Annotated in this window: 28 protein-coding genes and 3 tRNA genes; 15 read left to right on the top strand and 16 right to left on the bottom strand. The window is 52.2% G+C overall.

The annotated features are described in order from the left end of the window. The first annotated feature begins 12 nt into the window (after window positions 1–12). Window positions 13–1,458, top strand: coding sequence for a tagaturonate reductase (locus tag OGX90_RS15895; RefSeq protein ID WP_208744726.1), 1,446 nt, complete (start codon window positions 13–15; stop codon window positions 1,456–1,458). A gap of 105 nt (window positions 1,459–1,563) precedes the next feature. On the opposite strand, the gene opgB is transcribed toward OGX90_RS15895, so the two are convergent. The 6 genes from opgB to OGX90_RS15865 form a co-directional block, all read right to left on the bottom strand. Beyond that, window positions 1,564–3,855: a phosphatidylglycerol--membrane-oligosaccharide glycerophosphotransferase gene (gene opgB / locus OGX90_RS15890; protein ID WP_153687644.1), complete on the bottom strand. Its 2,292-nt coding sequence runs from the start codon at window positions 3,853–3,855 to the stop codon at window positions 1,564–1,566. A 230-nt stretch (window positions 3,856–4,085) separates the two neighbouring features. Beyond that, entirely contained in the window at window positions 4,086–4,577 is a 492-nt protein-coding gene (locus tag OGX90_RS15885; protein ID WP_111466152.1) for a YjjA family protein, read from the bottom strand. A gap of 70 nt (window positions 4,578–4,647) precedes the next feature. Next, the gene (gene dnaC / locus OGX90_RS15880) at window positions 4,648–5,385 is read right to left on the bottom strand and encodes a replicative helicase loader DnaC (protein WP_003019133.1); all 738 of its coding nucleotides are present in this window, start codon (window positions 5,383–5,385) and stop codon (window positions 4,648–4,650) included. 2 nt (window positions 5,386–5,387) lie between these two features. Beyond that, window positions 5,388–5,927, bottom strand: a complete 540-nt coding sequence (gene dnaT, locus OGX90_RS15875; protein ID WP_008786116.1) for a primosomal protein DnaT — start codon at window positions 5,925–5,927, stop codon at window positions 5,388–5,390. A 124-nt stretch (window positions 5,928–6,051) separates the two neighbouring features. Continuing rightward, window positions 6,052–6,525, bottom strand: coding sequence for a threonine/serine exporter (locus OGX90_RS15870; protein ID WP_020996241.1), 474 nt, complete (start codon window positions 6,523–6,525; stop codon window positions 6,052–6,054). Beyond that, window positions 6,516–7,292, bottom strand: a complete 777-nt coding sequence (locus tag OGX90_RS15865; RefSeq protein WP_032942309.1) for a threonine/serine exporter family protein — start codon at window positions 7,290–7,292, stop codon at window positions 6,516–6,518. The genes OGX90_RS15870 and OGX90_RS15865 overlap by 10 nt, the downstream gene beginning before the upstream one ends. A 458-nt stretch (window positions 7,293–7,750) precedes the next feature. Here OGX90_RS15865 and OGX90_RS15860 point away from each other — a divergent pair, with 458 nt between their 5' ends. Together OGX90_RS15860 and bglJ are read left to right on the top strand one after the other, a co-directional pair. After that, the gene (locus tag OGX90_RS15860) at window positions 7,751–8,476 is read left to right on the top strand and encodes a helix-turn-helix transcriptional regulator (RefSeq protein ID WP_286624239.1); all 726 of its coding nucleotides are present in this window, start codon (window positions 7,751–7,753) and stop codon (window positions 8,474–8,476) included. Further along, window positions 8,437–9,114 carry a DNA-binding transcriptional activator BglJ gene (gene bglJ / locus OGX90_RS15855; protein ID WP_048214999.1) on the top strand — a complete coding sequence of 226 codons (678 nt, stop codon included), beginning with the start codon at window positions 8,437–8,439 and terminating at the stop codon, window positions 9,112–9,114. The genes OGX90_RS15860 and bglJ overlap by 40 nt, the downstream gene beginning before the upstream one ends. Window positions 9,115–9,171: 57 nt before the next feature. Here bglJ and OGX90_RS15850 read toward each other — a convergent pair whose 3' ends face one another. Continuing rightward, window positions 9,172–9,630: a YbaK/EbsC family protein gene (locus OGX90_RS15850; RefSeq protein WP_003830001.1), complete on the bottom strand. Its 459-nt coding sequence runs from the start codon at window positions 9,628–9,630 to the stop codon at window positions 9,172–9,174. A gap of 235 nt (window positions 9,631–9,865) precedes the next feature. On the opposite strand from OGX90_RS15850, the gene OGX90_RS15845 reads away from it, so the two are divergent. Further along, window positions 9,866–10,009: a hypothetical protein gene (locus OGX90_RS15845; RefSeq protein WP_020996240.1), complete on the top strand. Its 144-nt coding sequence runs from the start codon at window positions 9,866–9,868 to the stop codon at window positions 10,007–10,009. Next, entirely contained in the window at window positions 9,999–11,342 is a 1,344-nt protein-coding gene (locus OGX90_RS15840) for a PTS cellobiose transporter subunit IIC (protein ID WP_003829998.1), read from the top strand. Before OGX90_RS15845 ends, OGX90_RS15840 begins: the two co-directional genes overlap by 11 nt. Window positions 11,343–11,371: 29 nt before the next feature. Here OGX90_RS15840 and fhuF read toward each other — a convergent pair whose 3' ends face one another. Next, on the bottom strand, window positions 11,372–12,160 hold the full coding sequence (gene fhuF / locus OGX90_RS15835) for a siderophore-iron reductase FhuF (protein WP_153753771.1): 789 nt from the start codon (window positions 12,158–12,160) through the stop codon (window positions 11,372–11,374). Between the two features lie 108 nt (window positions 12,161–12,268). Then, complete coding sequence (locus OGX90_RS15830) at window positions 12,269–13,345, bottom strand: GGDEF domain-containing protein (RefSeq protein WP_286624236.1); 1,077 nt, start codon at window positions 13,343–13,345, stop codon at window positions 12,269–12,271. 255 nt (window positions 13,346–13,600) lie between these two features. Here OGX90_RS15830 and OGX90_RS15825 point away from each other — a divergent pair, with 255 nt between their 5' ends. Further along, on the top strand, window positions 13,601–13,837 hold the full coding sequence (locus tag OGX90_RS15825; RefSeq protein WP_003019100.1) for a DUF1435 domain-containing protein: 237 nt from the start codon (window positions 13,601–13,603) through the stop codon (window positions 13,835–13,837). Window positions 13,838–13,876: 39 nt separating this feature from the next. Here OGX90_RS15825 and OGX90_RS15820 read toward each other — a convergent pair. From OGX90_RS15820 to rsmC, 4 genes are all read right to left on the bottom strand, one after another. Beyond that, window positions 13,877–13,962, bottom strand: a tRNA-Leu gene (locus OGX90_RS15820). Window positions 13,963–13,994: 32 nt separating this feature from the next. Next, window positions 13,995–14,080: transfer RNA gene (locus tag OGX90_RS15815), tRNA-Leu, on the bottom strand. A gap of 28 nt (window positions 14,081–14,108) precedes the next feature. Continuing rightward, window positions 14,109–14,195: transfer RNA gene (locus OGX90_RS15810), tRNA-Leu, on the bottom strand. A gap of 222 nt (window positions 14,196–14,417) precedes the next feature. After that, the gene (gene rsmC / locus OGX90_RS15805; RefSeq protein WP_008786123.1) at window positions 14,418–15,449 is read right to left on the bottom strand and encodes a 16S rRNA (guanine(1207)-N(2))-methyltransferase RsmC; all 1,032 of its coding nucleotides are present in this window, start codon (window positions 15,447–15,449) and stop codon (window positions 14,418–14,420) included. Between the two features lie 103 nt (window positions 15,450–15,552). Here rsmC and holD point away from each other — a divergent pair, with 103 nt between their 5' ends. The 8 genes from holD to OGX90_RS15765 all read left to right on the top strand — a co-directional run bounded on the left by holD (window position 15,553) and on the right by OGX90_RS15765 (window position 21,940). Then, a complete protein-coding gene (gene holD / locus OGX90_RS15800) occupies window positions 15,553–15,966 on the top strand; it encodes a DNA polymerase III subunit psi (protein ID WP_153687640.1) in 414 nt (137 codons plus the stop codon). Beyond that, a complete protein-coding gene (rimI, locus tag OGX90_RS15795; protein ID WP_003829985.1) occupies window positions 15,935–16,381 on the top strand; it encodes a ribosomal protein S18-alanine N-acetyltransferase in 447 nt (148 codons plus the stop codon). The genes holD and rimI overlap by 32 nt, the downstream gene beginning before the upstream one ends. A gap of 14 nt (window positions 16,382–16,395) precedes the next feature. Further along, window positions 16,396–17,076 carry a pyrimidine 5'-nucleotidase gene (gene yjjG / locus OGX90_RS15790; protein ID WP_008786125.1) on the top strand — a complete coding sequence of 227 codons (681 nt, stop codon included), beginning with the start codon at window positions 16,396–16,398 and terminating at the stop codon, window positions 17,074–17,076. Window positions 17,077–17,168: 92 nt separating this feature from the next. Beyond that, window positions 17,169–18,758, top strand: a complete 1,590-nt coding sequence (gene prfC / locus OGX90_RS15785; protein WP_003829982.1) for a peptide chain release factor 3 — start codon at window positions 17,169–17,171, stop codon at window positions 18,756–18,758. A 308-nt stretch (window positions 18,759–19,066) separates the two neighbouring features. After that, on the top strand, window positions 19,067–19,684 hold the full coding sequence (osmY, locus tag OGX90_RS15780; protein WP_032942312.1) for a molecular chaperone OsmY: 618 nt from the start codon (window positions 19,067–19,069) through the stop codon (window positions 19,682–19,684). A gap of 127 nt (window positions 19,685–19,811) precedes the next feature. Beyond that, a complete protein-coding gene (locus tag OGX90_RS15775; protein ID WP_003019081.1) occupies window positions 19,812–19,973 on the top strand; it encodes a DUF1328 domain-containing protein in 162 nt (53 codons plus the stop codon). Window positions 19,974–20,093: 120 nt separating this feature from the next. Beyond that, window positions 20,094–21,167, top strand: a complete 1,074-nt coding sequence (locus OGX90_RS15770) for a patatin-like phospholipase family protein (protein WP_286624232.1) — start codon at window positions 20,094–20,096, stop codon at window positions 21,165–21,167. Next, window positions 21,164–21,940, top strand: coding sequence for a metal-dependent hydrolase (locus OGX90_RS15765; RefSeq protein WP_286624230.1), 777 nt, complete (start codon window positions 21,164–21,166; stop codon window positions 21,938–21,940). Before OGX90_RS15770 ends, OGX90_RS15765 begins: the two co-directional genes overlap by 4 nt. On the opposite strand, the gene OGX90_RS15760 is transcribed toward OGX90_RS15765, so the two are convergent. The 3 genes from OGX90_RS15760 to OGX90_RS15750 all read right to left on the bottom strand — a co-directional run bounded on the left by OGX90_RS15760 (window position 21,930) and on the right by OGX90_RS15750 (window position 24,624). After that, window positions 21,930–22,169 (bottom strand): hypothetical protein, encoded by a 240-nt coding sequence (locus tag OGX90_RS15760; RefSeq protein WP_286624228.1) that lies wholly within the window; start codon window positions 22,167–22,169, stop codon window positions 21,930–21,932. The genes OGX90_RS15765 and OGX90_RS15760 overlap by 11 nt on opposite strands. A 69-nt stretch (window positions 22,170–22,238) precedes the next feature. Next, on the bottom strand, window positions 22,239–23,102 hold the full coding sequence (locus OGX90_RS15755) for a YjjW family glycine radical enzyme activase (RefSeq protein WP_286624226.1): 864 nt from the start codon (window positions 23,100–23,102) through the stop codon (window positions 22,239–22,241). After that, window positions 23,074–24,624, bottom strand: coding sequence for a YjjI family glycine radical enzyme (locus OGX90_RS15750; protein WP_286611527.1), 1,551 nt, complete (start codon window positions 24,622–24,624; stop codon window positions 23,074–23,076). The genes OGX90_RS15755 and OGX90_RS15750 overlap by 29 nt, the downstream gene beginning before the upstream one ends. Before the next feature lie 261 nt (window positions 24,625–24,885). Between OGX90_RS15750 and deoC the strand changes: the two genes are divergently transcribed. Further along, window positions 24,886–25,665, top strand: a complete 780-nt coding sequence (gene deoC, locus OGX90_RS15745; protein ID WP_003019042.1) for a deoxyribose-phosphate aldolase — start codon at window positions 24,886–24,888, stop codon at window positions 25,663–25,665. Window positions 25,666–25,789 lie beyond the last annotated feature (124 nt).

The following is a 25,789-nucleotide window of genomic DNA, read 5'->3' as shown; positions in this document are numbered from 1 at the left end:
AGGGGAAATGCGATGAAGACATTGAATCGACGTGATTTTCCGGGGGCCAGCTACCCAACGCGCGTGATCCAGTTTGGTGAAGGTAACTTCCTGCGGGCGTTTGTTGACTGGCAACTGGATATCCTCAACGAGCAAACCGATCTGAACGCTGGCGTGACCATCGTTCGCCCGATCAATACCGATTTTCCGCCGTCGCTGAATACCCAGGACGGGCTGTATACCACGCTGATACGCGGGCTTAACGAGCAGGGTGAGGCAGTGAGTGAGGCACGGCTTATCCGTTCGGTGAATAACGAAATCAACCCGTATCAGGATTTCGCGGCGTATCTGGCGCTGGCGCACAATGCGGACATCCGTTTTGTGTTTTCGAATACCACCGAAGCCGGAATTAGCTATCACGCAGCGGACCGTGTGGATGATGCGCCGCCGGTGAGTTTTCCGGCCAAGCTGACACGCCTGCTGCTGGAGCGTTTTAACCACTTTGCGGGCGCGGTGGATAAGGGCTGGGTAATTATCCCGTGCGAGCTTATCGACTATAACGGTGAGGCGCTCAAAACCCTGGTGCTGCGGTATGCGCAGGAGTGGCAACTTCCTCCGGCATTTGCCGACTGGGTGGAGACGGCAAACACGTTCTGTTCCACGCTGGTCGACCGTATTGTCACCGGCTATCCGCGCGAAGAAGCCGCTACGCTGGAGGCTACGCTTGGCTATCACGATGCGTTTCTCGATACCGCGGAGCATTTTTACCTGTTTGTGATCCAGGGGCCGCAGTGGCTGGCAGAGGAGCTGAAGCTGGCGCAGTGTCCGCTGAATATCCGTGTGGTGAGCGATATCAAACCGTACAAAGAGCGCAAGGTCGCTATCCTCAATGGTGCGCATACGGCTCTGGTGCCGGTCGCGTGGCTGTGCGGGCTGGAGACCGTTGGCGAGGCGATGCAGGATGCTGATGTCCGCCGCTTTGTCGAGCGGGCGATTAGTGAGGAGATTATTCCGGTGTTGGATCTCCCGGCGGACGAATTGCGTGAATTTGCCGATGCGGTGAGCGGGCGTTTTCAGAACCCCTACATTCGCCACCAGTTGCTTTCCATTGCGCTTAACGGGATGACCAAATTCCGCACCCGAATTTTGCCGCAGCTGCTGGCGGGTCAGCACAATGGGCGCTGGCCCGTGCGGTTAACGTTTGCCCTCGCTGCGCTGCTGGCGTTTTATCGTGCAGAGCGCGACGGGGAACGCTATCCGATACAGGATGATGAGCAGTGGGTAAGCCTGTATGCCAGCCTGTGGCCGCGAGTTGGCAACGATTTAACGTTGCGTGAACTGGTGGATGCCGTGCTTGGCGATGCGGCACACTGGGGAGAGGATTTGACGTTGTTACCTGGGCTTGCCGGGCAGGTGACGGCCAATCTGGAGATGATTCTGGTGCAGGGTATGCGCCAGGCGGTGAACGGTCTGGAATAAGGTTGCCATGCAGCGCCCGGTGTGGTGTTGGGCGCTGTTTTTTTTCAGACAATACATTCGGTTCACGATAGGCCTGATAAGCAAAGCGCTATCAGGCCTTTCATGTTACGAACCCTGAGCCACGACTTTGATTTCAACCATCCCGATCCCCAGCTTACGCGGTGAGTGACCGAGAATATTGCCCTCGTTGGTGGCGACCGGATCGGGTGGAACAATTACCAGCGTATCGGCATCCGCCGGGTTATCAAAATGTAAGGTGGTGGTGCTGACGTCATGGCCTAACACCAGCGTCTGCTCCTCGTTGCCAACGCGCACGGGGATCGGACGATTGGCATTGTCACCGAAGGCTTTCGCGGTAATGACCAGATCGAATTTCTTCGGTAGCGGGGCTTTGTACTCAATCGTTACTTCTTCGCTGAGCTGCGCATTGGACCAGCGTCCCCAGGATTCGGCGCGTGAAATGCCGCTAAACTGTTTGACCTCTTCCGGCGCGCCCGCCACGTTGAAAACGAAGCTATCTGCTTTGTAGCGAATGTCATTATCGACAATTTTCAGCGTATCGACGTTACCTTTATAGCGCTCCATGTCGATCACCGTGTCTTTAAATACGGTTTTACTTTTCCACTTGGCTTTATCGACGTGCTGTACGATTTGCTGTCCGCCCAGCTGCCCCTGTGATACGCACCAATCGGTAGAGAGTGCCAGCTCCGGCGCCCACAGTTGCGCCATTTTGTAGCAGCGATCGACCCAGACGAAGTTATCGCGTGGGGCGAAATCTGCCAGCTGGAAGCGCAGCGGGGCCGAGTATTCGCTTTCCGGCAGCGGCTCGACGCGTTTGTCCGATACGCGCAGCAGCAGCGGCAGGCGGAAATGACTGCCGGAGAAAGAGATCATATTTTTGTCCTGGTCGACGGTGAACTCTTTCATCTCTTTCGGGAAATTCCACAGGCGAATGATATCGGGCTTCCACGCCAGCATTTTTTCTTTGATGTTCAGGAACACTTCCGAGACGGATTCGCTCGACAAGCTGCTGCGGCCAAGGCCGATAAAGTTATCGCCGCCGAGAATATCCAGTACCGTTGCGCCGTTATCCATCGTGTTACGCTTTACCGCCAGCGTGTCCTGTTGCGGTTGATCGCCGCGCAGTACGAAGAACAGGTTGTTGCGGTCCTGCTTGTTCAGATACTTCCATGCGGTGTTGTTCATCGCCAGATGATCGGAAGACACCACGATAACGGTATCTTTAAACCACGGCGATGCTTTGATTTTATTGATAAATTCGGCAATGTTTTCCTGGCTGCAGCTGACCGCGCTGAACGATTGGTTAGCCTTCCCGTCGATGTCATAACGTTTACGGTTGCAGCTACGGGAGATAAATCCATCCGGATGATGGGTATCCACGGTCAGGGTAAACAGTGAAAAACGCTGGCCCGAGCGCGAAAGCTCTTCGAATTTTTTCCACGCTTCGTCCAGCACGGTATCGTCGTAGAAGCCCCAGTCGTTACGATAGGTCGGGTCCGCCACCACGCTTTTTAACTCTTCCGCACCATACAGATGGTCAAAGCCGTGAGATTTCAGGAACACGTCTTTGCCAGCAAAGCGCAGGTTGGCACCCTGCACAAAGTAGTTCTGATAGCCGGAGTTTTTCAGGATATCGCCCAGACAAATATTGTTAGGGAAGAAACTTGAAACCGACGCAGAGGCGTTGCCTTCAAACGGCGCAAACAGCGGAATACCGCACTGGGAGGCGACCATGCCCGCGATGGTGTAATCCGTACCCGGCAGCTGCATGGTGTTGCTGAAATCCAGACCTTCGTTTTTCAACGCGCCGAGTTCCGGGGTCAGATCCGGGAACGCGTCGTTATTAAAATAGGTGCGTTCGAGGCTCTCACCGTAGATATACACCAGGTTCAGCTTCGGATTGGGAATGGTTTTCGATGGCTCTTTATAATACGTCGGGAAATCCGGGTCGCCATCGCGTGACTGCGACTTCACCAGTTCGGTTATCTGGTGAAATGCCGGGCTAGCGTCAACGGAGGCCAGCGCCAGCAGCAGGGCCAGCAGACTGTAACCCACATGATGTGGATGATGGCGACGGCGGCGTAGGATCCAGCCGAGAGCGACAAAAACGGTCGTCAGCGCCAGCGCGATCCCAACGCCCGGCAGGATATATTTGCCGATGCCTGCGCCGGTCAGGCTGTTGGTCAGCGTATAGAGAACCGCGTCATTGATCCCGTCGCCGGTGAAATAATCACTGGCGTACAGCGTGATATTCAAGACAATAAAAATCCCCAGCACCGTTAACGTGGCGGCAAACCACCAGGTGTTGCGACCCGCTTTCCAGGCATAAATCAGCACTGAAGCGAGAAACAGAGTGATGGAGATTAATTCTGACAACGGTCGATCCTCAGTAAACCGGGCAATTGCCTGGCAGGCTAATCATTTGGTGAGAGAACAATGTAATAGCGTTGTTACATTGCTGCAATTGTAGTGACATTAAATTACGTTGTTATTCAGAATTGGTTTAGATATGCGCGTTTTTGTGGAGAAATACTGTTTATTTGGAATGTGAATGTATTGTCGAAAATAAATAGATGCCGCGCAGGTTATACGCGGCATGTCGTGCGTCAGGAAATGAAGTTCATGCCCTGTTTTAACACCAGATCGCAGGCCTTGGTTTTTACCTGCTTCGCCAGCGAGCTGTTACCGATCGTGCTCAGGTTCAGCTGTTGACCATCTTTGGCGTTGAGCAGCCCCTGAATCCCGTCCATATAGTTGGTATCTTGTTTCTGCTCTGGCGCGCTGAGTCCCAGTTTATCCAGCACCTGGTTTTTGACGTTTTGCGCGTCGGTGACCGAGGCCAGTTTCTGTTTAGCGCAGTATTCCAGGATCCCGGCGGCGTTATTCATGCTGCTGGAGGTCAAAGACTGATTGCTGCCGTTCAGCAGGCTGGTCAGGGAAGAGAGCGACGAGCTGCTTTGCGAGCCGGAGCTTTGTTTGCTCAGCTCACTGGCCGCGCTGGAGAGCGAATCCTGCCAGGAGGCGGCGAAAACGCTGGTGGAGATGAGCGTGCTGGCGGCAAGCGCACAGCACAGCAGACGTTTGGTAGTTTTCATCATTATATGCAACTCGTGTTATGCCTTTTCAGCGCAGTATAGCGCTGGCAGTCTTAGGAGTGGTCCTAATACGTTAATACTCTTTACCGGTTACCCGACTACGGTAGCTTTCCCAGTTAAAAATGACCCACAGACTGTTGCCAAGGCGCATACGATCCATCACGCGCTCACCCAGCAGCTTGTTCATTTCATCCATATTGCTGTTAGTTAACATACCGGTCGGACGTTTTGAGGACGAACGGCGATCGACAATCTGATTAATGATCACTTTTTCATAGCGGGATTCGGTCTGCATGCCGATCTCGTCGATCACCAGCAGATCCACATTGCTCAGATCGTTGAGCAGCTGTTCTTCGCTGGTTTCACGATTACTGAACGTTTCTTTCATCGCCGACATGATATCGGCCACGGTAATGATCAACACTGACTTACCACGCAGCAACAGTTCGTTGCAGATGGCGGCGGCTAAATGGTTTTTGCCGGTGCCGGGTTTGCCGGAGAAGATAAAGCTGGCGATGTTGCCGTCAAACTCTTCAACATACTGGCGGGCTTTGCTCAGGGCGTTCATCTGACCTTCGCACTCTACCCGATAGTTTTCGAACGAACAGTTCTGATGCAGCGGACGGATACCGGAGCGGTTGAATGTGCGCTGCATTTTCATAGCCCGGTTTTCGCGGGCCAGCGCTGCGGCACGAATTTCACCTTGCTCTTTTTGCCATGCCAGCAGTTCTTCGCCCGTTTTAAAGGCGGGCTCGACATTAGGTGGCATCATTTTTTGCAGACGTTTCATCAGGTCGCCAACGTTTTTCATCGTTATCCTCTAAAACCCGGTGGAATGTGGCTGTCAGGTTCACTGACGCTGTTCACATCGCGCTTTGGCATTCCGCCATTGCTGGCCCGTCCAATCTGAATGCTGCGCGCCAGTTTTTGCTGCCACTGAATATGGTGAAAGACTTTTCCTTCAGCCTGCCAGTAGGCAACAAATGAGGCCAGCTCTTCAGCAGTAACTGGCTCTCTCAACGCTACGCCCCATAAAGCGGCCTGACGCTGAAAGTCGGCATCAGGCTGCCAGGCAGCGTACATCGCAAATTTCCCCATTGGTACGGCAACGGGAGCGGCTTGCGGCTCTTCATAAAATTGATCATCTAATGTCACATCGCTTCCCGGGCGTGACAGTTTCTCCTCAAGCGCCAACAGCTCAGCCAGTCTCGCAGGCGTCACCGCGTAAAACGCTGGCGCATTGTTAGCGAATACGGCTACGGCGCCACCCGCAGACTTGGCCAGCACGGCGTGGTGATCGTGTAGTAAGGCGTCAATGCTAGTGACGTCTGGCGTCAAAATTTTGCAGGGCATAATGTTTCTCAATACTGAACAACAACCGAGAAGGGGACTGCTTTTATAGTAACACAGAGAAGAAGGAGAGCAGCAGATGAGGGGGAGATTCCCCTCTCTGCAGGGTATTAAAGAAAGTGCACCGTCAAACGCGTGGGCGTTTGCGATACAGCCATAATCCTGGCACGGATAGTCCGATGGAGAGCGCGCCGACGATCGATGAGGCTTTCAGGAAATTGGTCAGCAGGGTGATCATCAGCGCTTCGCTGTAGCCAAAATGACCGATTTTTACCGCCGAGATCATGGCGGTGTAAGCGGAGATCCCAGGGAACATCGGGATCACTGCCGCAACGGTAAAGACTTTCGGATGTGCCAGATACCAACGCGACCACTGGATCCCAATGCAGCCGACCAGCAGCGATGCCATAAAGGTCGACCACTCGATATTAAACCCTGCGCTCATCATTACCATTCGCGAACCGTGGCCGAGCGCGCCGAGTAACGCACACCAGGGGAGCGCCCGATGAGGGACATTAAATACCATGGCAAAGCCTACCGCCGGGATCGCCGACAGGATCATGTCCTGCATTAACGCCAATATGAAATCGATCACGCCCATCCGCGCAGCCCCCATAAGGTCATCGACATGACCACGCCAATGCAGGTTGCCAATGTCAGCAAACTGGCAATTGCCCAGCGGGCGAGCCCGGTATTAATGTGTCCCTTAAACATATCCGCGACGGAGTTGATCAGCGGAAAGCCCGGAACCAGTAGCAGCACGCTGGCGGCCATGGCGATGGTCGGGGTGTGGCTAAACGTCGGTAGCGTCAGCAGCAGACCAGAAATCGTTGTCGCCACAAACGCGGTGATGCAAAAGTTAATTTGTGGGTGCAAATGCCGGGATGCCAGAATCTGACGGATATACATTGCCACCATGCTGGCGAAAAAGGTGATCACCGCACCATCCCATCCGCCGTTATTGAGTTTACAAAAGCAGGCGCAGGATAAACCGACCATGAAGGCGACCAGCCATCTTGGATAGCGTAGCGGCTTAATCTGGCTAAAGCGTTTCTCTACCCCTTTAATATCCAGCAGTTTATGTTCCGCCAAAATGACAATGTGCTGCACTTCCGTCACGACGTGCATATTAATGCCGCGATCCTGATTTTTTCGCGTTGATGTCAGGCATTGCCCGTCTTTAATGGTGGTCAGGACGATAGCGTTAGAGGAGATGGCGCTTTCTACGCTATCCATGCCAAGTGCCAGCCCGAGTCGGGTGGATAACTCGTCAACCAGAGCGCTTTCTGCCCCATGCTGAAGTAAAAAAAGTCCGCATTGAATACATAACCGTGTAACCGTTCGCTGTGACGACTGCTCTGTTTGCATGGCTCGCTCTGACTGAAAAGGATCTCTTTGAGTGACGAATGTCTTCTTTTTATCATGAAGCATGAGCCCGCTGGCTCTGGCTAAGATCAATCTTTGTGTCGAAAAAAGACACAGGTGATACGGTTGTGGCATCTTAACGCCCCCGTTCGCTAAGGTACGAGAGGGAGACATGATTGAAATGTAGCGCTATTTTCCCGGATGGCAAATACGTAAGCCATGCTAACGATCTATTGTAGTTATTATAATTGTACAGATAATGTATTTATACGTAATTGTGCAATAATAGCTTAGAATTTGGCGCTATTTGGATGGTGCCGTCAATACTTTTTGAAATAAATACCAAGGATAACAATTCACCCCGCTTATTGTTCGGAGTATTTTCCTGTGAGTTAAGATTATTAATCCACCCGGGAGAATTTAATTAAGTACGATTGCGGACTGGTGAGTGTGGAGGGGATATGTTGCCAGGACGCTGCAAAAACGCAATTATTATTAGTAAATCACCGATTATACAAACTGGGCTTAAAGGTATAATGCAGGGAAAGTTCTCCGATTACGAACTTACCTACTGTCGTTCTGTTGAAGAACTGACGTTATTACAGCTACGGTGTGCTGATTTGGTAATTGCTGATTTAACCGGAGACTGCAATCATCCACGTGCAGTTTGCGAACAATATTATTCTTTATTATCTCAATACCGTGATATTCACTGGGTATTTCTCGTATCTCGTATCTTTTATCCTCTGGCGGTTGAACTACTGATGTGTCCTGTCAGCTCGCTGCTCTCTGACGCCGAGCCGATTGAAAGTTTAGTGAATGTCATTCACGCGGGAAATACACGAGCAGAGAGAATAAGCAAGGCGCTGCTCTCTCCGCCTGCTATGCCGCAATTGTTAGACCATAGCACACGATCTATCGTTCTCACTCTCTCTGAAAGAAAAGTATTGCGCCTGCTTGGGAAAGGCTGGGGGATTAATCAGATTGCGGCGTTGCTGAAAAAAAGCAATAAAACAATCAGTGCCCAAAAGAATAGCGCTATGCGTCGCTTGTCGATAAATAGCAATGCAGAAATGTATGCCTGGATAAATAGTTCTCAAGGATCGCGAGAACTTAATTTACCTTCAGTTTATGGAGAAACCACGGAATGGAAAGCAGAATCATCAAAAGAAACGTTGCACTGGTAGAAAAGTGCACGATGAGCAGCGTGGGTATTAAGAGTTTATTTAATACCATGCCGGATGACCAATATAAACTTCATCTTTTTTCAAACCAGCCCGCTTTTAGCCAGGCAATGTTAAAGATGTCGTTTTCGGCAGTTATTTTTTCCCTCTCTGCAATCAGAACCGATCGTAGGGCAGGATTGGCTTATTTAACGGAGCTGGCGATAAATTATCCGCGGATTCGCCGTGTGGTGATTGCCGATGATGATGCTGAAGCGCGTTTAATTGGTTCCCTGTCCCCCTTGCCGTTAGATGGCGTTGTGAGTAAAGCTTCTTCGTTAACGGTGTTGCAGGACGCGTTATTTACGGCGTTAAGCAGCCCTGGTCGGGGAACCGAAGGCACGAAAAACCATTGGTATATTAATCAAAGCCGTATGCTCAGTCCGACAGAACGAGAAATACTGCGCTTTATGTCGAATGGCTATTCGATGCCACAGATTGCTGTTCAGCTTGAACGGAACATCAAAACCATTCGGGCACACAAATTCAATGTGATGTCCAAACTGGGGGTCAGCTCGGATGCCGGGTTACTGGATGCCGCCGACATCCTGCTGTATCTGCGTGCTGGCGAGCCAGCGCCTTTTATGCAGGCGGTTTCGTGACGGGCAACGTTGACGTGTTTCTTGCCGGGCTTGGCCGCCGGTTTAGCGCGTGAAACATTACTGACACACGTCAACCCAGGTGGCAGAAGTCAGTTCAGCCATCCTTTCAGGCGTGATGCGAACAGCGCTGTGGATGGCACCTGCGGCAGGCAGCACTTCAGCGTAGTGCTTCAGAGAAACATCACAGTACACTGATATCGGTGTTTCTAATCCGAAGGGGCAAACGCCGCCAACGGGGTGCCCCGTCGCGTTCACGACCTCATCACTACTTAACATTCGGGCTTTGGCACCGAACGTACTCTTAAGCTTTTTATTATCCAGTCGGGCATCGCCTTTTGCCACGACCAGGATGATATCGTTCTTCACCTTTAGCGAAAGTGTTTTCGCTATTTGGCCAGGTTCAACGTTATGGGCTTTTGCTGCCAGATCAACGGTTGCTGTGCTCTGGTTTAATTCGATTATCTCGATATCTGGTGCATGTTGCGCCAGGAATTGGCGTACTGATTGCAAACTCATTCTTCTCTCCCTATCGCTTACAGATAGCCCTGCACAGCAGAAAACTGCAGGATGTAATTTGTCATAGGGGCAACCACACTGTAAATATTTTATTGTAACAACATAGCAACATTAGCAGTTTTTCGATCGTCTTCACAATCAAAGAAACCGGTTACAGTAACCGGTTGCAGAATGCTGAAATGACGATTAATACTGAAGTTGTCACTTCCTCTGTATCACATAATAAGAGCCATCTATGAAACTTAACTCGAAAAGCGGTAGCGCTGGTGTTCCTCCCGGCACGGTTGCGAAAAGTGGTAATGGGCTTTACGTGGTGGCGGTGTTGATGCCAGCACGGTTGCAGGGTTTTGCACAACGGGAGAACGGCTATGTCTACTAACCATGCTGTGTTTAACGTGATTTTCCGCTTTGTTGAAAATTACGTCAGCCCTGTTGCCGGGCGCATCTCTTCGCAACGACATGTAATGGCCATTCGCGACGGTTTTATTTCGGCGATGCCTTTTATGATTGTAGGCTCTTTTCTGCTGGTTTTTGCCTATCCGCCGTTTTCTCCGGATACCACCTGGGGATTCGCCCGCGCGTGGCTGGATCTGGCAAAACAGTTTGAAGGCCAAATCCTCACACCGTTTGATATGACGATGGGGATTATGTCGGTCTACATATGTGCGGCTATTGCTTATAACCTGGGTAAGCACTATGTGAAGTCGCATCAGTTAGATCCGTTTATGTGTGCGATGCTATCAATCATGGCTTTTTTGCTGATTGCCGCGCCAAAAACCAAAGGCACAATGCCGGTTGATAGCCTGGGAGGAACGGGGATTTTCACCGCCATCCTGGTGGCCATTTACTGTGTTGAAATGATGCGCTTCCTGAAGGCGCACAACATCGGCATCCGTTTACCCGATCAGGTGCCGCCGATGATCAAAAACTCTTTCGATCTGCTGATCCCGGTGCTGGTGGTAGTACTGACGCTGTACCCGCTGAGTCTGGTGATACAGTCGCAGTTTGACATGCTGATCCCTCAGGCCATTATGGCCATCTTTAAACCACTGGTGTCGGCTGCAGATTCTCTCCCGGCGATACTTCTGGCGGTATTGATTGGACATCTATTGTGGTTTGCGGGTATTCACGGCGCGGCAATTGTGTCGGGAATGCTGCAAATGTTCTGGCTAACTAATCTTGGGATGAACCAGTCGGCGCTGGCGCAGGGCGCGCCGTTACCGCATATCTTTATGGAAGCGTTCTGGACGTTCTTTATTGTGGTCGGAGGGTCAGGTGCAACGATGGGGTTGGTGATTTGCTATCTGCGTAGTCGTTCGGCTCATCTACGCTCAATTGGGCGTCTGAGCGTAGTCCCCAGCATTTTTAATATTAACGAACCGGTGATTTTTGGTACGCCGATTGTCATGAACCCGGTGTTTTTTATCCCCTTCCTGCTGGCCCCAATGGTGAATGCGGTACTGGCCTGGGCGGCGATGAAACTGGATTTAATTGGGCGGGTCATTTCAGTGGTTCCCTGGACCGCACCTGCACCGGTTGGCGCGGCATGGGCATTAGGCTGGGATTATCGTGCGGCTATTCTGGTGGTGCTGTTGGCGCTGGTGTCGGCCGTTATCTACTTCCCGTTCTTTAAAGTCTACGAAAAGCAGCTATTGGCGCAGGAAAAAGAAGAGGCGCAGCGTATGGAAGAGGAAAACCAGCAGGTTGCATAAATATCTGGCGAGGGGCTACGGCTCCTCGCTTACTTCAGCGTGCAGTCTCCGCATTGCTGAACGTCAGGCAGGCGATAGCGTTGGCAGCAGGTTCTGCGTACTAACAGCCCCTCACGCGGAACAACGGTTCGCCATAGAGGGTTATCCTGACCGCAGGAGAGTTGTTTCTCAAAAAAGCAGGTCTGGCGCAGCGTGGCCAGCAGTTCCTCACCTAGCAACGGCTTCATTTCCGTTAAATACCAGTGAATTAAATATCCGGTGTTGCTCCAGATAAGCTTCGCGTTGATCTCGCCAGTTGCTTCCAACGCCTGCACAACCGGCGTCAGCGCTGAGAGAATCAGCGTTTCCATGCGTTGTTGAGGAGACAGGGCTGTAGCCTGGTGATCCTGATGGACGTCGATCCAGAAGCAGGCCGCACGGCCTGTTTCGTGAAACTCTACGCGCATATGTTCAGGAGAGACGTCGATAGCCTCTTTTTGCGTCAGTAGGGCCACCATTAACGGAGGCATCATCAGGCCGATATACCATTGCGCCCAAAGAGAAATCAGGGGCTTATTTTCGCGGGGTAGCGTGGGTTGGTTGCGATAGATATGGTCTGAATAAACGGCCAGCAGCGAGCTAAGCGTCGCCGGTTGCGTCCATTCATGCAGCGTCATTGCACCTGGCACAGGCGTTTCGTCAAGACGAATGAAGTCCAGCAGGTGCTCGCGAGTTTTGGCTATCGTTGCGCGTACGGCAGCAGCCAGCGAGGGCATCTCTGAGGGGAGATGGCTACGCCAGATGACATCTTCAACGATCGGTGCGGAACGATAAGCCATGTCGATATAAGGATGTTAATCTTAATGATAATGATTGCTAATCCTATAATTGACATTGAGCGATGGCAAGATCTTTGTCGCCATCCCGAGGGGCAGCGCACAGAAAGCTCAGGTAGAGGGGCAGTTGACCCGCAGCTCATCGCTGACCAGGGTATTGTTACGCCCAAGATTCTTGGCCTCGTAAAGGGCTTTATCCGCTTTGGCGATAGCAGCATCAATATCCTGTTCTACCAGAGGTGCAATGCCGATACTGACGGTTACGTTGGTTGCCACGCTCTCATTAAACATGTGAGGGATTTTAAGGTCGTACACTTTTTGGCGGATACGTTCGGCGGCAGCCTGGGCCTGCTGTGGATCGACCGCGGTCAGCAAAATCATAAATTCTTCACCGCCAAAACGCGCCACCACATCCCGGGAGCGTACGGAGTCTCGGATGGCGGCAGAAACACGGATCAACGCCTGGTCGCCCATCATATGTCCGTAATGATCGTTATAGGATTTGAAATGGTCGATATCCAGCAGCAGAACGAAGTGCTTCGAATTACTCAGAGCCAACAGCGTATCGAGCCGGTGTTGCAGCCCCCGGCGATTATACAAACCGGTTAGCGGGTCGAGCATGCTGAGCCCGTTCAGGGTTTCCCTTTCCTCCAGCAGTTTGTACATCAGTTGCTGAGCGAATCCATCGTAGCGCTTTTGTATCACATGCTGGATGGCGATACCGGCCATAGGCAGCGCCATAAAATAGAAAATCCGCAAACCATGTTCGCTGCCGTTAAGCCATAAACAAACGGCGACGGAGGGGAGTGAGTGGAGCGTAAACGCGATGATATTATTGGCAAAAGCGATAGAGCCAATAAACAGCACGCTTAGCAGCGCTATTAACAGGAAATAATAATCATTCTGACCTAGAGCGTTATATTTCAAGAATATATGTAACGCCCATAACAAGCCAAAAACGATTGAAATAAAAGGGAGATTAATTCTTTTATCCGCGTATTTCCCATGCCATACCAGCAGCAGTGTACTCATCACCAGTATCAGCAACGCCGGTACTGATAAGGCTTTGACCGCAAACAGTGGGAAAAAAAGCGTAAACAGCGCGGAGACTGCGTTGAGCAGCAGAAACAGTCGTAAAGAGAGTTGGTATTTTTTTGTGCGCAGAGTTCGCCAGGATTGTACTGTCATAGGTAAATATTGTTAGTTATCTGCAATGTACGAAGGTGTGTTGGTAAATAAAACAAATAACGAACGGGGTATCATTCGCAGAGGTTTTTATTGTTTTTAGTTGAAGAGCAAACCGCTGAGCAATTTATCACCTTGGATTATTCATGTCATCAATCGTTAAGTAAAACTCATATAATTGATAGTGCTTCACGGCTGACAAATGAGAAATTTTATCATATGATATTGGTTATCATTATCAATGTCATAGGTGAAATCATGTTGCAACGTACGCTGGGCAGTGGATGGGGGGTTCTGCTGCCGGGAATGCTGATTGCCGGGATGGCATATAGCGACCTGTCGGTCTACGTATGGAAGGTGATGATTGTATTAGGATTACTGCTGACTTCGCTCATGCTGTACCACAAACGTTTACGGCACTTTGTTTTGTTACCTTCATGCGCGGCACTGATTGGCGGCATTGTTTTGGTAATGATGAACTGGAATCAGGGATGAACAAAACAGAGAAGGAAATCGAGAGGGAAATAAGATAATTGGTGCGAGGGGGGGGACTCGAACCCCCACATCCTAAGGACACTAACACCTGAAGCTAGCGCGTCTACCAATTCCGCCACCTTCGCACAGTCATCTTATTTTTTTGATATCGCCTCGTTGGTGCGAGGGGGGGGACTCGAACCCCCACATCCTAAGGACACTAACACCTGAAGCTAGCGCGTCTACCAATTCCGCCACCTTCGCCCAGTGCGAGCAATATCAACGTGGATTATGGTGCGAGGGGGGGGACTTGAACCCCCACGTCCGAAAGGACACTAACACCTGAAGCTAGCGCGTCTACCAATTCCGCCACCTTCGCATACCATCGACACTCAAAAAGTATCGTTACCACGGGGGCGAATTCTAGAGATTTTATGCAGGGCGTCAACAGTTAATTTTCGAACTTAACGTGATTGCCGAAAAAAAAGGCGTTTCTTCGGTTATTGGCGTTTTATGCAGGCCGGATAAGCGATAGCGCCATCCGGCGTTGCTCGGTGTCACGCCGAATGGCGGCGTAAACGCCTTATCTGGCCTGGAGCAGTTAAGCTTTTTTCGCCTGGCGCGTCATCACTGTGCGATAGACCTTGAAACGTCCGGTCTGCGCGATAACTTCATGGAAGCCAAACACTTCATCCAGTACCTTCGGATAAGGCAGGAAGGCGTTCGCCACAATACGCAGTTCACCACCGCTGTTGAGATGACGCACTGCGCCACGAATCAGCGTTTGTGCAGCATCAAGGCTGGTCTGCATACCGTCGTGGAACGGCGGGTTGGAGATGATCATATCAAAACGACCCGTTACGTCAGAAAAGACGTTACTGGCGATGACGTCACCTTCAATGCCGTTGGCTGCAAGCGTTGCGCGGCTGGCTTCAACGGCGGCGGCGCTAACATCGCACAGGGTTAAGCGCACTTTCGGCGAGTGGCTGGCTAAGGCGACGGAGAGAACGCCTGCGCCACAGCCGACATCCAGCACTTTGCCTTTGGTGTGCGGCGTCAGCGTGGAGAGCAGCAGTTGGCTGCCAACATCCAGACCGTCACGGCTGAAGACGCCCGGCAGCGTTTTGATGGTCAGATTTTCTGTCTGGTATTCATCCCAGTATTTTTCTGCATCAAAGACCGGCTGTTTTTCCAGACGACCGTGGTACAGGCCACAGCGACGTGCGCTGTCGACTTTGTTTAACGGTGCGTATTCGGCCAGCATCTGCTCTGCGCTACGTACGCCGCTGCGATTCTCGCCGACAACAAAAATATCGGTGCCCACCGGTAACAGCGACAGAATGTTCATCAACTGGAACTGGGCTTCCGGCTTATTCTTCGGCCAGTAGTAGATCAGCGTATCGCTATCGGCAACGTCATCGGCCTGCGCGACGAGGCTGAAGCGGACGTTGTCGCCCATCTGGCGGTTAAGCACCTGCCAGTGGTGAAGTTGCTGGGTGTGCGCACGGCTGGCGGCGCTTTCAAAATGGGCAGGCAGGTCATCCTGCAAATCACCGGCAAACAGAATACGGCTTTGTTCGAAATCATCACTGTGGCGCAGCAAGACTTCACTTGCCGGGGTAAAAGCAGACATGGAATGCTCCTTAAATTGTACAGCGGGGGATTATAGTTGTTTGATGGCACGGATTCGACAAATTTGCTATATTTGCGCCCCTGATAGACAGGAGTGTTTCGCTATGACATCCCGACGAGACTGGCAGTTACAGCAACTGGGCATTACGCAGTGGTCGTTGCGTCGTCCTGGCGCACTGCAGGGCGAGATCGCGATTTCCATTCCTGCGCATGTCCGTTTGGTGATGGTTGCTGCACAGTTACCCGCGCTAACTGAACCGTTGATCAGCGATATTTTACGCGCATTAACCGTTAGCCCGGATCAGGTTTTACAACTGACGCCTGACCGTGTCGCCATGCTGCCGCAAGGCAGTCGCTGTAATAGCTGGCGGCTGGGAACCGAAGAGCCGCTGCTGCTGGAGGGCGCTCAGGTCGAGAGTCCTGCGTTTAATGAATTACGGGAAAACCCAGCGGCACGCGCCGCGTTATGGCAACAAATCTGCGCATATGAACACGATTTCTTCCCTCGAGCCAACTGATTTACCCGCAGCATTTCAGATTGAAAAACGCGCCCACGCTTTTCCGTGGAGTGAAAAAACATTTGCCAGCAACCAGGGCGATCGCTACCTCAATTTTCAGTTGAGGGTTGACGACGTGATGGCCGCCTTTGCAATTACGCAGGTCGTACTGGATGAAGCGACGTTGTTCAATATCGCCGTTGATCCTGACTTTCAGCGCCGGGGCCTGGGACGTGAGCTGCTGGAGCATCTGATCGATGAGCTGGAAAAGCGTGGCATTTTGACCCTGTGGCTTGAAGTGCGCGCCTCGAATGCGGCCGCTATCGCGCTGTACGAAAGCTTAGGCTTTAACGAGGCGACGATCCGTCGCAACTACTATCCAACGGCCGATGGACACGAAGACGCCATCATCATGGCGTTGCCAATCAGCATGTAAGATAAGGTGTAATGATGAAGAAGTGGGACTGGATTTTCTTTGATGCCGACGAAACGCTGTTTACGTTTGACTCGTTTACCGGCTTACAGCGGATGTTTCTCGACTATAGCATTACCTTTACCGCTGAAGATTTTCAGGACTACCAGGCCGTGAATAAACCGCTGTGGGTGGATTACCAAAACGGCGCGATTACCTCATTACAACTGCAGCATGCCCGTTTTCAGAGCTGGGCCGAACGCCTGAAGGTTGAACCGGGCCAGCTTAATGACGCATTCATCAATGCGATGGCGGAGATCTGCTCACCGTTGCCGGGGGCAGTTTCTCTGCTCAATGCGATTCGTGATAAAACGAAAATCGGCATCATTACTAACGGTTTTACCGCGTTGCAGCAAATCCGACTTGAGCGGACGGGGCTGCGCGACTATTTCGACCTGCTGGTGATTTCTGAGCAGGTTGGGGTGGCAAAACCCGACCCCCGTATTTTTGACCATGCGCTGGAGCAGGCGGGTAATCCTGACCGTTCTCGCGTGCTGATGGTGGGTGACACCGCAGAGTCCGATATTCTTGGCGGCATTAACGCCGGGCTATCCACCTGCTGGCTAAATACGCACCACCGCGAGCAGCCAGCGGGCATTCAGCCGACCTGGACCGTAGCGTCATTAAGCGAACTGGAGCAGCTCCTGTGTAAACACTGATTGCCTCCCCCCCGTTGATGGGTAAAATAGCCGCAATTTTTCGTATTCAACTTGCCCGGCCCGTTGCCGTGCTTACCTAAGAAGATTTGACTATGACGTTGTCTCCTTATTTGCAAGAGGTGGCCAAACGCCGCACTTTTGCCATTATTTCTCACCCGGATGCCGGTAAAACGACAATTACTGAAAAGGTACTGTTATTCGGACAAGCCATTCAGACCGCCGGTACGGTAAAAGGCCGTGGCTCCAGCCAGCATGCAAAATCTGACTGGATGGAAATGGAAAAGCAGCGTGGTATCTCCATTACCACCTCTGTGATGCAGTTTCCGTATCATGACTGCCTGGTGAACCTGCTGGACACCCCGGGGCACGAAGACTTCTCCGAAGATACCTATCGTACTCTGACGGCGGTGGACTGCTGCCTGATGGTTATCGATGCCGCAAAAGGCGTCGAGGATCGTACCCGTAAGCTGATGGAAGTTACCCGTCTGCGCGATACGCCGATCCTGACCTTTATGAACAAACTCGACCGTGACATCCGCGATCCGATGGAGCTGCTGGATGAAGTCGAGAACGAACTGAAAATCGGCTGTGCGCCAATCACCTGGCCGATTGGCTGCGGTAAGTTGTTCAAAGGTGTCTATCACCTTTATAAAGATGAAACTTACCTGTATCAGACCGGTAAAGGACACACCATTCAGGAAGTGCGTGTTGTTAAAGGTCTGAACAACCCGGAACTTGATGCTGCCGTGGGTGAAGACCTGGCGCAGCAGCTGCGTGACGAGCTGGAGCTGGTGCAGGGCGCGTCCAATGAGTTCGACCATGAGCTGTTCCTCGCGGGCGAAATCACCCCGGTCTTCTTCGGTACCGCGCTGGGTAACTTCGGCGTTGACCATATGCTGGACGGCTTAGTGGAGTGGGCGCCTGCGCCGATGCCGCGTAAAACCGACACCCGCGTCGTCGAAGCCTCAGAAGAGAAGTTCACCGGTTTCGTGTTTAAAATTCAGGCCAACATGGACCCGAAACACCGTGACCGCGTGGCGTTCATGCGTGTGGTATCCGGCAAGTATGAGAAAGGCATGAAAATGCGCCAGGTGCGCATTGGTAAAGACGTGGTGATCTCCGACGCACTCACCTTTATGGCCGGCGACCGTTCTCATGTGGAAGAAGCGTATCCGGGCGATATTCTCGGTCTGCATAACCACGGCACTATCCAGATCGGCGATACCTTTACCCAGGGCGAAATGATGAAGTTCACCGGTATTCCGAACTTCGCACCGGAGCTGTTCCGTCGTATTCGTCTGAAGGATCCATTGAAGCAGAAACAGCTGCTGAAAGGGCTGGTTCAGTTGTCAGAAGAGGGCGCAGTGCAGGTATTCCGTCCGATCGCCAATAACGATTTGATCGTGGGCGCTGTCGGTGTGCTGCAGTTTGACGTGGTGGTCTCACGTCTGAAGAGCGAGTACAACGTTGAAGCGATTTATGAATCCGTCAACGTGGCGACTGCGCGCTGGGTAGAATGTTCTGACGTGAAGAAATTCGAAGAATTTAAGCGTAAGAACGAAATTCAGCTAGCGCTGGATGGCGGCGATAACCTCACCTATATCGCACCAACCATGGTTAACCTGAATCTCACCCAGGAACGTTACCCGGACGTTCAGTTCCGTAAAACACGCGAACACTAATCGACCTTCCAGGGCACGGTATCCGCCGTGTCCTGCAACTTTTCCTGTCTTTTAAATCCCTTGCGGAATGTTCTTAAAACCTCGCGTTTTTCTTTTGTTTGCCTATTTTTTAATCAATTCTGACTGCGATCACGAAATCGTGAACTATATTTAACAATGTGATGACATAAATATCGGCGTTTAATGCTTTTTAGGCTGCCTGTTGCAGCGTCTATTGCTGATATTTATTCCACTTACAAGATTAGTTGCTGGCTCAAGCCGTTTAACGGCAGAGCATAGCGTTTGGCAAAACATACAGGAATACATCGATGACAATGACAGGACTTAAGATTTCTAAAACGCTGCTGGCCGTGATGCTGACCTCCGCTGTTGCAACGGGTTCTGCTTATGCAGAAAACGCCACGATGGATAAAGCGCAATCCGGCGTCGAAAGTGCGGGGCAGAAAGTCGATAGCTCTATGAACAAAGTCGGTAATTTCATGGATGACAGCACCATCACCGCGAAAGTAAAAGCCGCGCTGGTGGACCACGAAAGCATTAAGAGCACCGATATTTCCGTCAAAACAGATCAAAAGGTGGTGACACTAAGCGGGTTTGTTGAAAGCCAGGCACAGGCCGAAGAAGCGGTGAAAGTGGCGAAAGGCGTTGAGGGCGTGACCTCCGTTAGCGACAAACTGCATGTGCGTGATAGTAAAGACACCTCCGTTAAAGGCTATGCGGGCGATACGGCAATCACCAGTGAGGTAAAAGCCAAGCTGCTGGCCGATGATATCGTCCCTTCCCGCAAGGTGAAAGTTGAGACCACCGAGGGCGTAGTGCAACTTTCAGGCACCGTCGATTCACAGGCTCAAAGCGATCGTGCTGAGAGCATCGCCAAAGCGATTGATGGCGTGAAAAGCGTCAAAAACGATCTCAAAACTCAGTAATTAGACTTAATTCGTCCTCCTGACGTTTGTCGGGAGGCGTGTTGTGCACCACACTGAAAATATCGCCGATGGGCAGCCTGAGCGCTCATATCAAGCGGTGAAATTAACTATGGTAAAGGAGAAGCATATGTTTCGATGGGGCATCATATTTCTGGTTATCGCGTTAATTGCCGCCGCACTCGGTTTTGGTGGACTGGCGGGTACTGCAGCCGGCGCAGCGAAAATTGTGTTTGTGGTGGGGATCATTCTGTTTTTGGTCAGCCTGTTTACCGGGCGTAAACGACCCTAGCCCATAGCCGTAAAGAAAAATTGCTACTAAGCCAGTCCATTGGACTGGCTTTTACGGTTTTAGCGTCAGGCGATTTGCGTTACTTTGTTGCTCTATTACAAAAACAACAGGAAGGCAGAGGTGGGGCAGAGAATACCCGTCACGCTCGGTAATATTGCGCCGTTATCGTTACGTCCGTTTCAACCAGGCAATATGGCGCTGGTGTGCGAGGGTGGGGGACAAAGAGGTATCTTTACCGCTGGCGTACTGGATGAATTCATGCGCGCGCAGTTCAATCCCTTTGATCTCTACTATGGGACGTCCGCCGGTGCGCAAAACCTTTCAGCCTATCTGTGTAACCAGCCTGGTTATGGCCGTAAAGTCATTATGCGTTACACCACCCGCCGTGAGTTTTTTGACCCGGTGCGCTTTGTGCGCGGGGGAAACTTAATCGATCTCGACTGGCTGGTGGATTCGACTGCGTCCCAGATGCCGCTGGCAATGGATAACGCCGAGCGCCTGTTTGCCGCAGGGAAAGCGTTTTATATGTGCGCCTGTCGGGGCGATGATTACACGCCCGGCTATTTTTCGCCGAACCGGCAAAACTGGCTCGACCTCATTCGAGCCTCCAGCGCGATTCCCGGGTTCTACCGCACAGGGGTTGTATTGGACGGCGTGAACTATCTGGATGGAGGAGTTAGTGATGCCATACCTGTGCAGGAGGCAGCGAAGCAGGGGGCAAAAACGTTGGTAGTGATTCGCACTGTGCCTTCGCAAATGTACTACACCCCGCAGTGGTTCAAACGTATGGAGCGCTGGTTGGGTGAAAGTAGCCTGCAACCGTTTCTGAATCTGGTGCAGCATCATGAGACCAGCTATCGTGCTATCCAGAGTTTTATTGAGAAGCCGCCGGGCAAGCTGCGTATTTTTGAGATCTATCCGCCAAAACCACTCCATAGCATGGCGTTGGGCAGCCGTATTCCGGCACTGAGGGAAGATTACAAAACCGGACGCCTGTGCGGTCGTTACTTTCTGGCGACAGTCGGCAAACTGCTGGCGAAAAATGCGCCGCTGCCTCGTCAGACGCCGAAGATTGTGGTGCCGGGGCCGGTGGTAGTTCCTCCCGCGCCGGTGGCCAACGATGCCCATGTGCCAGTGGTGACCGATGCGCCTCAGGCGAACGACACGACGTTTGATAATGAGGATTTGGCGTGAGTTATCGTTTTATCGATACACATTGTCACTTTGATTCCCCGCCGTTTACCGGCGATGAATCTGCCAGCATTCAGCGCGCGGTGGAGGTTGGTGTACAGAGCATTATCGTTCCGGCCACCCAGGCGGCGAATTTTCCCCGCGTACTGGCGTTAGCGGAAAATTATCCTCCATTGTTTGCCGCGCTTGGTCTGCATCCCATTGTTATTGAACAACATAGCGATGACTGCCTGGACCAGTTGCAACAGGAACTGGATAAGCGCCCACAAAAGCTGGTGGCGGTAGGCGAGATTGGATTGGATCTGTATCGGGACGATCCGCAATTCGATAAGCAAGAGCGGGTGCTGGAAGCGCAGCTAAAGCTGGCGAAGCGGTATGAAATGCCGGTGATCCTGCATTCGCGGCGCACCCATGACAAGCTGGCGATGCACCTGAAACGTCATGCTTTGCCGCGAACTGGCGTGGTGCATGGTTTTTCCGGGAGCGTGCAGCAGGCAGAGCGCTTTGTGCAACTGGGATACAAAATTGGCGTGGGAGGCACCATTACCTATCCGCGCGCCAGTAAAACCCGCGAGGTAATAGCGCAACTGCCGCTGGAATCGCTGTTGCTGGAAACCGACGCGCCGGATATGCCGCTCAACGGCTTTCAGGGGCAGCCTAACCGCCCGGAGCAGGTAGTCAGAGTCTTCGACGTCTTATGCGAACTGCGCCCGGAACCTGCGGACGTGATCGCTGACGCGCTGTATCGTAATACCACGGCGCTGTTTAACATGTGATTGGATGGCGTAGCCAGCCGACAAAAGTGTCCGCTTCGTAGGCCTGATAAGCGAAGCGCATCAGGCATAACTTCGCCGGATCGCGGCTGCGCCTTATCCGGCCTACAAAAGTATGCGCTCCGTAGGCCTGATAAGCGAAGCGCATCAGGCATAACTTCGCCGGATCGCGGCTGCGCCTTATCCGGCCTACAAAAGTATGCGCTTCGTAGGCCTGATAAGCGAAGCGCATCAGGCATAACTTCGTCGGATGGCTGCTGTGTTTTCTCCGGCCTGCAAATGATGTAGCCGCATCCGGCAATCACAGGTACAGCGCCGGGAAGATCAAATTATCCACCCCGCGCTCGCGCAATCTTTGCGCCAGGTGTTCCACATCCTTCGGCGTGGCGCTCGGCCAGTCCTTCGCTTCGCCATACACCCCGTGCGCATGAAAGGCATTCAGCCGTACCGGTACGTCACCGGTGCGTTTGATAAACGTCGCCAGCGCATCGATATGCTGTAGATAATCTTCCTGACCAGGAATAACCAGCAGGCGGAGTTCCGCCAGTTTTCTCTGCCTGGACAAAAAGGTAATGCTTTGTTTAATCAGCGTGTTATCGCGGCCGGTAAGCTGCCGATGACACGTGCTGTCCCAGGCTTTTAAATCCAGCATTACGCCGTCGCACACCGGCAGCAGCTTCTGCCAGCCGGTTTCGCTCAGCATGCCGTTGCTGTCGACCATGCAGGTCAGGTGTTGCAACTGCGGATCGGTTTTTATCGCGGTAAATAGCGCCACAATAAAGGGGAGCTGGGTAGTCGCTTCACCGCCACTAACGGTTATCCCTTCGATAAACAGTGACGCTTTACGAATATGTTGCAGCACTTCATCAACGCTCATACTCTGCGCCATCGGCGTGGCCTGCTGGGGGCACATGTGCAGGCAGGTGTCACACTGCTGACACATATCGGACTGCCACCACACTTTCCCCGCGCTCAGGCTCAGCGCCTCATGCGGGCAATGCAGCACACACTCCCCGCAGTCGTTGCAGCGTCCCATCGTCCACGGATTGTGGCAATTTTTACAGCGCAGATTACATCCTTGCAGAAACAGAGCCAGACGACTGCCCGGCCCGTCGACGCAGGAGAAAGGAATAAGCCTACTGACTAAAGCGCATTTGCTGTTCATGGCTAATCACACGAGGTTGTCGTTCCAGAATGCGCGTATTGCGCGCGGCTTCTTCGCCAAGCCAGGTGGTGTTGGTTCGTGACCCTTCGGCGCGATACTTTTCCAGATCCGACAGGCGCACCATATAACCCGTAACGCGAACCAAATCGTTGCCGCTCACGTTGGCGGTAAACTCGCGCATTCCGGCTTTAAACGCCCCGAGGCACAACTGCACCAGCGCCTGAGGATTACGCTTGATGGTTTCATCCAGCGTGAGAATGTCGCTGATCCCGGCGTGATAAAACGCGTGATGTGGCGCGACGGTTTGCAGATGGGTGATCGGGTCCGGCTCATCGCCGTAAGGCAGACGTGCACCTGGCGTGGTGCCGATGTCAGAACTGATCCCCGACTGTGCATGCAGCATCGCGCGCTGCTTCCAGCCATATTTCACCGGGGTGTTTTCGACAAACTCCGCCAGGTAGGCGCTAATACGATAGCCGAGCTGATTGGCGAACTCATCTTTCCCATAGCGCGCATTCTGTCCCGCCTTATCGCACAGCAGGTTCACCGCCTCCGCCAGACCATACATCCCGAACATAGGCACAAAACGTTCGGGATCAATCAACCCTTCCTGCACGAGGAAGCTATTCTCAAAGAAATGTGATTTCTCATAGAGAAATTCACATCGTGAATCAATGATGGCGATTTGCTGCTGGCAGTAGTGCGGTAGGGTGCGCGTAAAGAAGTCATCGACAGAGGTGCTGCGCTCTGCGATGGCTTTCAGATTAAGCCTGACCAGCGTGCTTCCACCCCCGGCGAGCGGCAAAGAGTTGTAACAACTGACGACGCCATACTGACATTTTGTGAAAATTTTATCATTTTCAGGGCCGTTGGAAATATGCGGCTTACTGCACTCGCAGATATTTTGCGCCACGTTGAGCAGCAGATCGTCAGGTGTGATTTGCGGGTCATAAATGAATGTCAGATTAGGCGAAACCTGCTTTAACTCTGCATCTGCGCGTAAAATTGCACGGGTGACTGGTGTATCGGCGGGGCCGATATTGGCATGCATAAACGCGTCTGGCAGGGTTCTGTCGAGATAACGCCAGAAACGTTTTATTCGAATATCGATCTCGTCTTGTGTTAGAATTCTAACATACGGTTGCAGCAGGGCATCGAGCTGACCGAGATAAACCGGCATCGACGTCACTGACGGAACATGGTGGTAAAGAATAGTGAGTAAGGATAACGCGTCATCAAGATCCCTGGCACCTTCCAGCTCCAGCCACGATGAGCCATTGGCCAGAAAACGCGCGTAATCGGGTAAAACATAGCGCGGTTTGAACGGGGCATGACCTTCGTACATATCGCAGATTACCCCATCATCCAGCGCCTGACGTGCCTGTGCAGGCAGTTGCGGGTAAGGCAGCGCGTTTTCAGCTTCCAGCGCCAGAAAGTGGCGTTTCTGCTCAGGGCTGAGCACTGGGCTGGTCACGATTTGTTGGCAACGCTGTTGCAGCGCGAGTTCGCTTGAAGTGGGCATCGTTGATTCCTTTTTATCCCGAAGGTGTAACGCCATTGTAGAAAGCAACGCCGCCGCAACCTTTGATCCGGATGCGCCTGATGCCACCGCATCCCTTTAGAAAAGGTGATTTATTTGAAGTAGATCTCATTAGAGTAATGCAAATCTGTATGTGGTTTTCATTAACTGTGATGTATATCGAAGTGTAATAGCGAGCGGATGTTAGAATACTAACAAACTCGCAAGGTGAAATTTTATACGGCGATGCCGTTGGAGAATGTTATGACCGATTTAACAGCAAGCAGCCTGCGTGCACTGAAACTGATGGACCTGACTACCCTGAATGATGACGACACCAATGAAAAAGTGATCGCGCTGTGTCATCAGGCGAAGACCCCGGTTGGCAACACTGCCGCAATCTGTATCTATCCGCGTTTCATCCCTATTGCGCGTAAGACCCTGAAAGAGCAGGGCACGCCGGACATCCGCATTGCAACCGTAACCAACTTCCCGCATGGCAACGACGACATCGAGATTGCGCTGGCTGAAACCCGCGCGGCGATTGCTTACGGCGCAGATGAAGTTGACGTGGTGTTCCCGTACCGTGCGCTGATCGCCGGTAACGAGCAGATTGGTTTCGATCTGGTTAAAGCCTGCAAAGACGCATGTGCGGCGGCAAACGTGCTGCTAAAAGTCATCATCGAAACCGGTGAGTTGAAAGAAGAAGCACTGATTCGCAAAGCGTCTGAAATCTCCATCAAAGCCGGTGCTGATTTCATCAAAACCTCTACCGGTAAAGTGCCGGTCAATGCGACGCCGGAAAGCGCACGCATCATGATGGAAGTGATCCGCGACATGGGTGTTTCTAAAACTGTAGGTTTCAAACCGGCTGGTGGCGTGCGCACTGCAGAAGATGCACAGCAGTTCCTGGCGATTGCCGATGAACTGTTTGGCGCTGACTGGGCTGATTCTCGTCACTACCGTTTTGGCGCATCCAGCCTGCTGGCGAGCCTGCTGAAAGCGCTGGGTCACGGCGACGGCAAGAGCGCAAGCAGCTACTAAGCCTTATATTGCCGGAGCTGTAGCGACGTAGGCCGGATAAGGCGTAGCCGCCATCCGGCATTAAGACGACTGCCGGGTGGCGCGTTGCTTACCCGGCCTACAACGGCCTTCTACTCTTTTCCCC

The sequence above is a fragment of the Citrobacter sp. Cpo012 genome (assembly GCF_030333015.1).
Taxonomy (GTDB): domain Bacteria; phylum Pseudomonadota; class Gammaproteobacteria; order Enterobacterales; family Enterobacteriaceae; genus Citrobacter; species Citrobacter portucalensis.
Note: the sequence above shows the minus strand (reverse complement) of the source record. Positions and strands in the feature narration are given on the sequence as shown.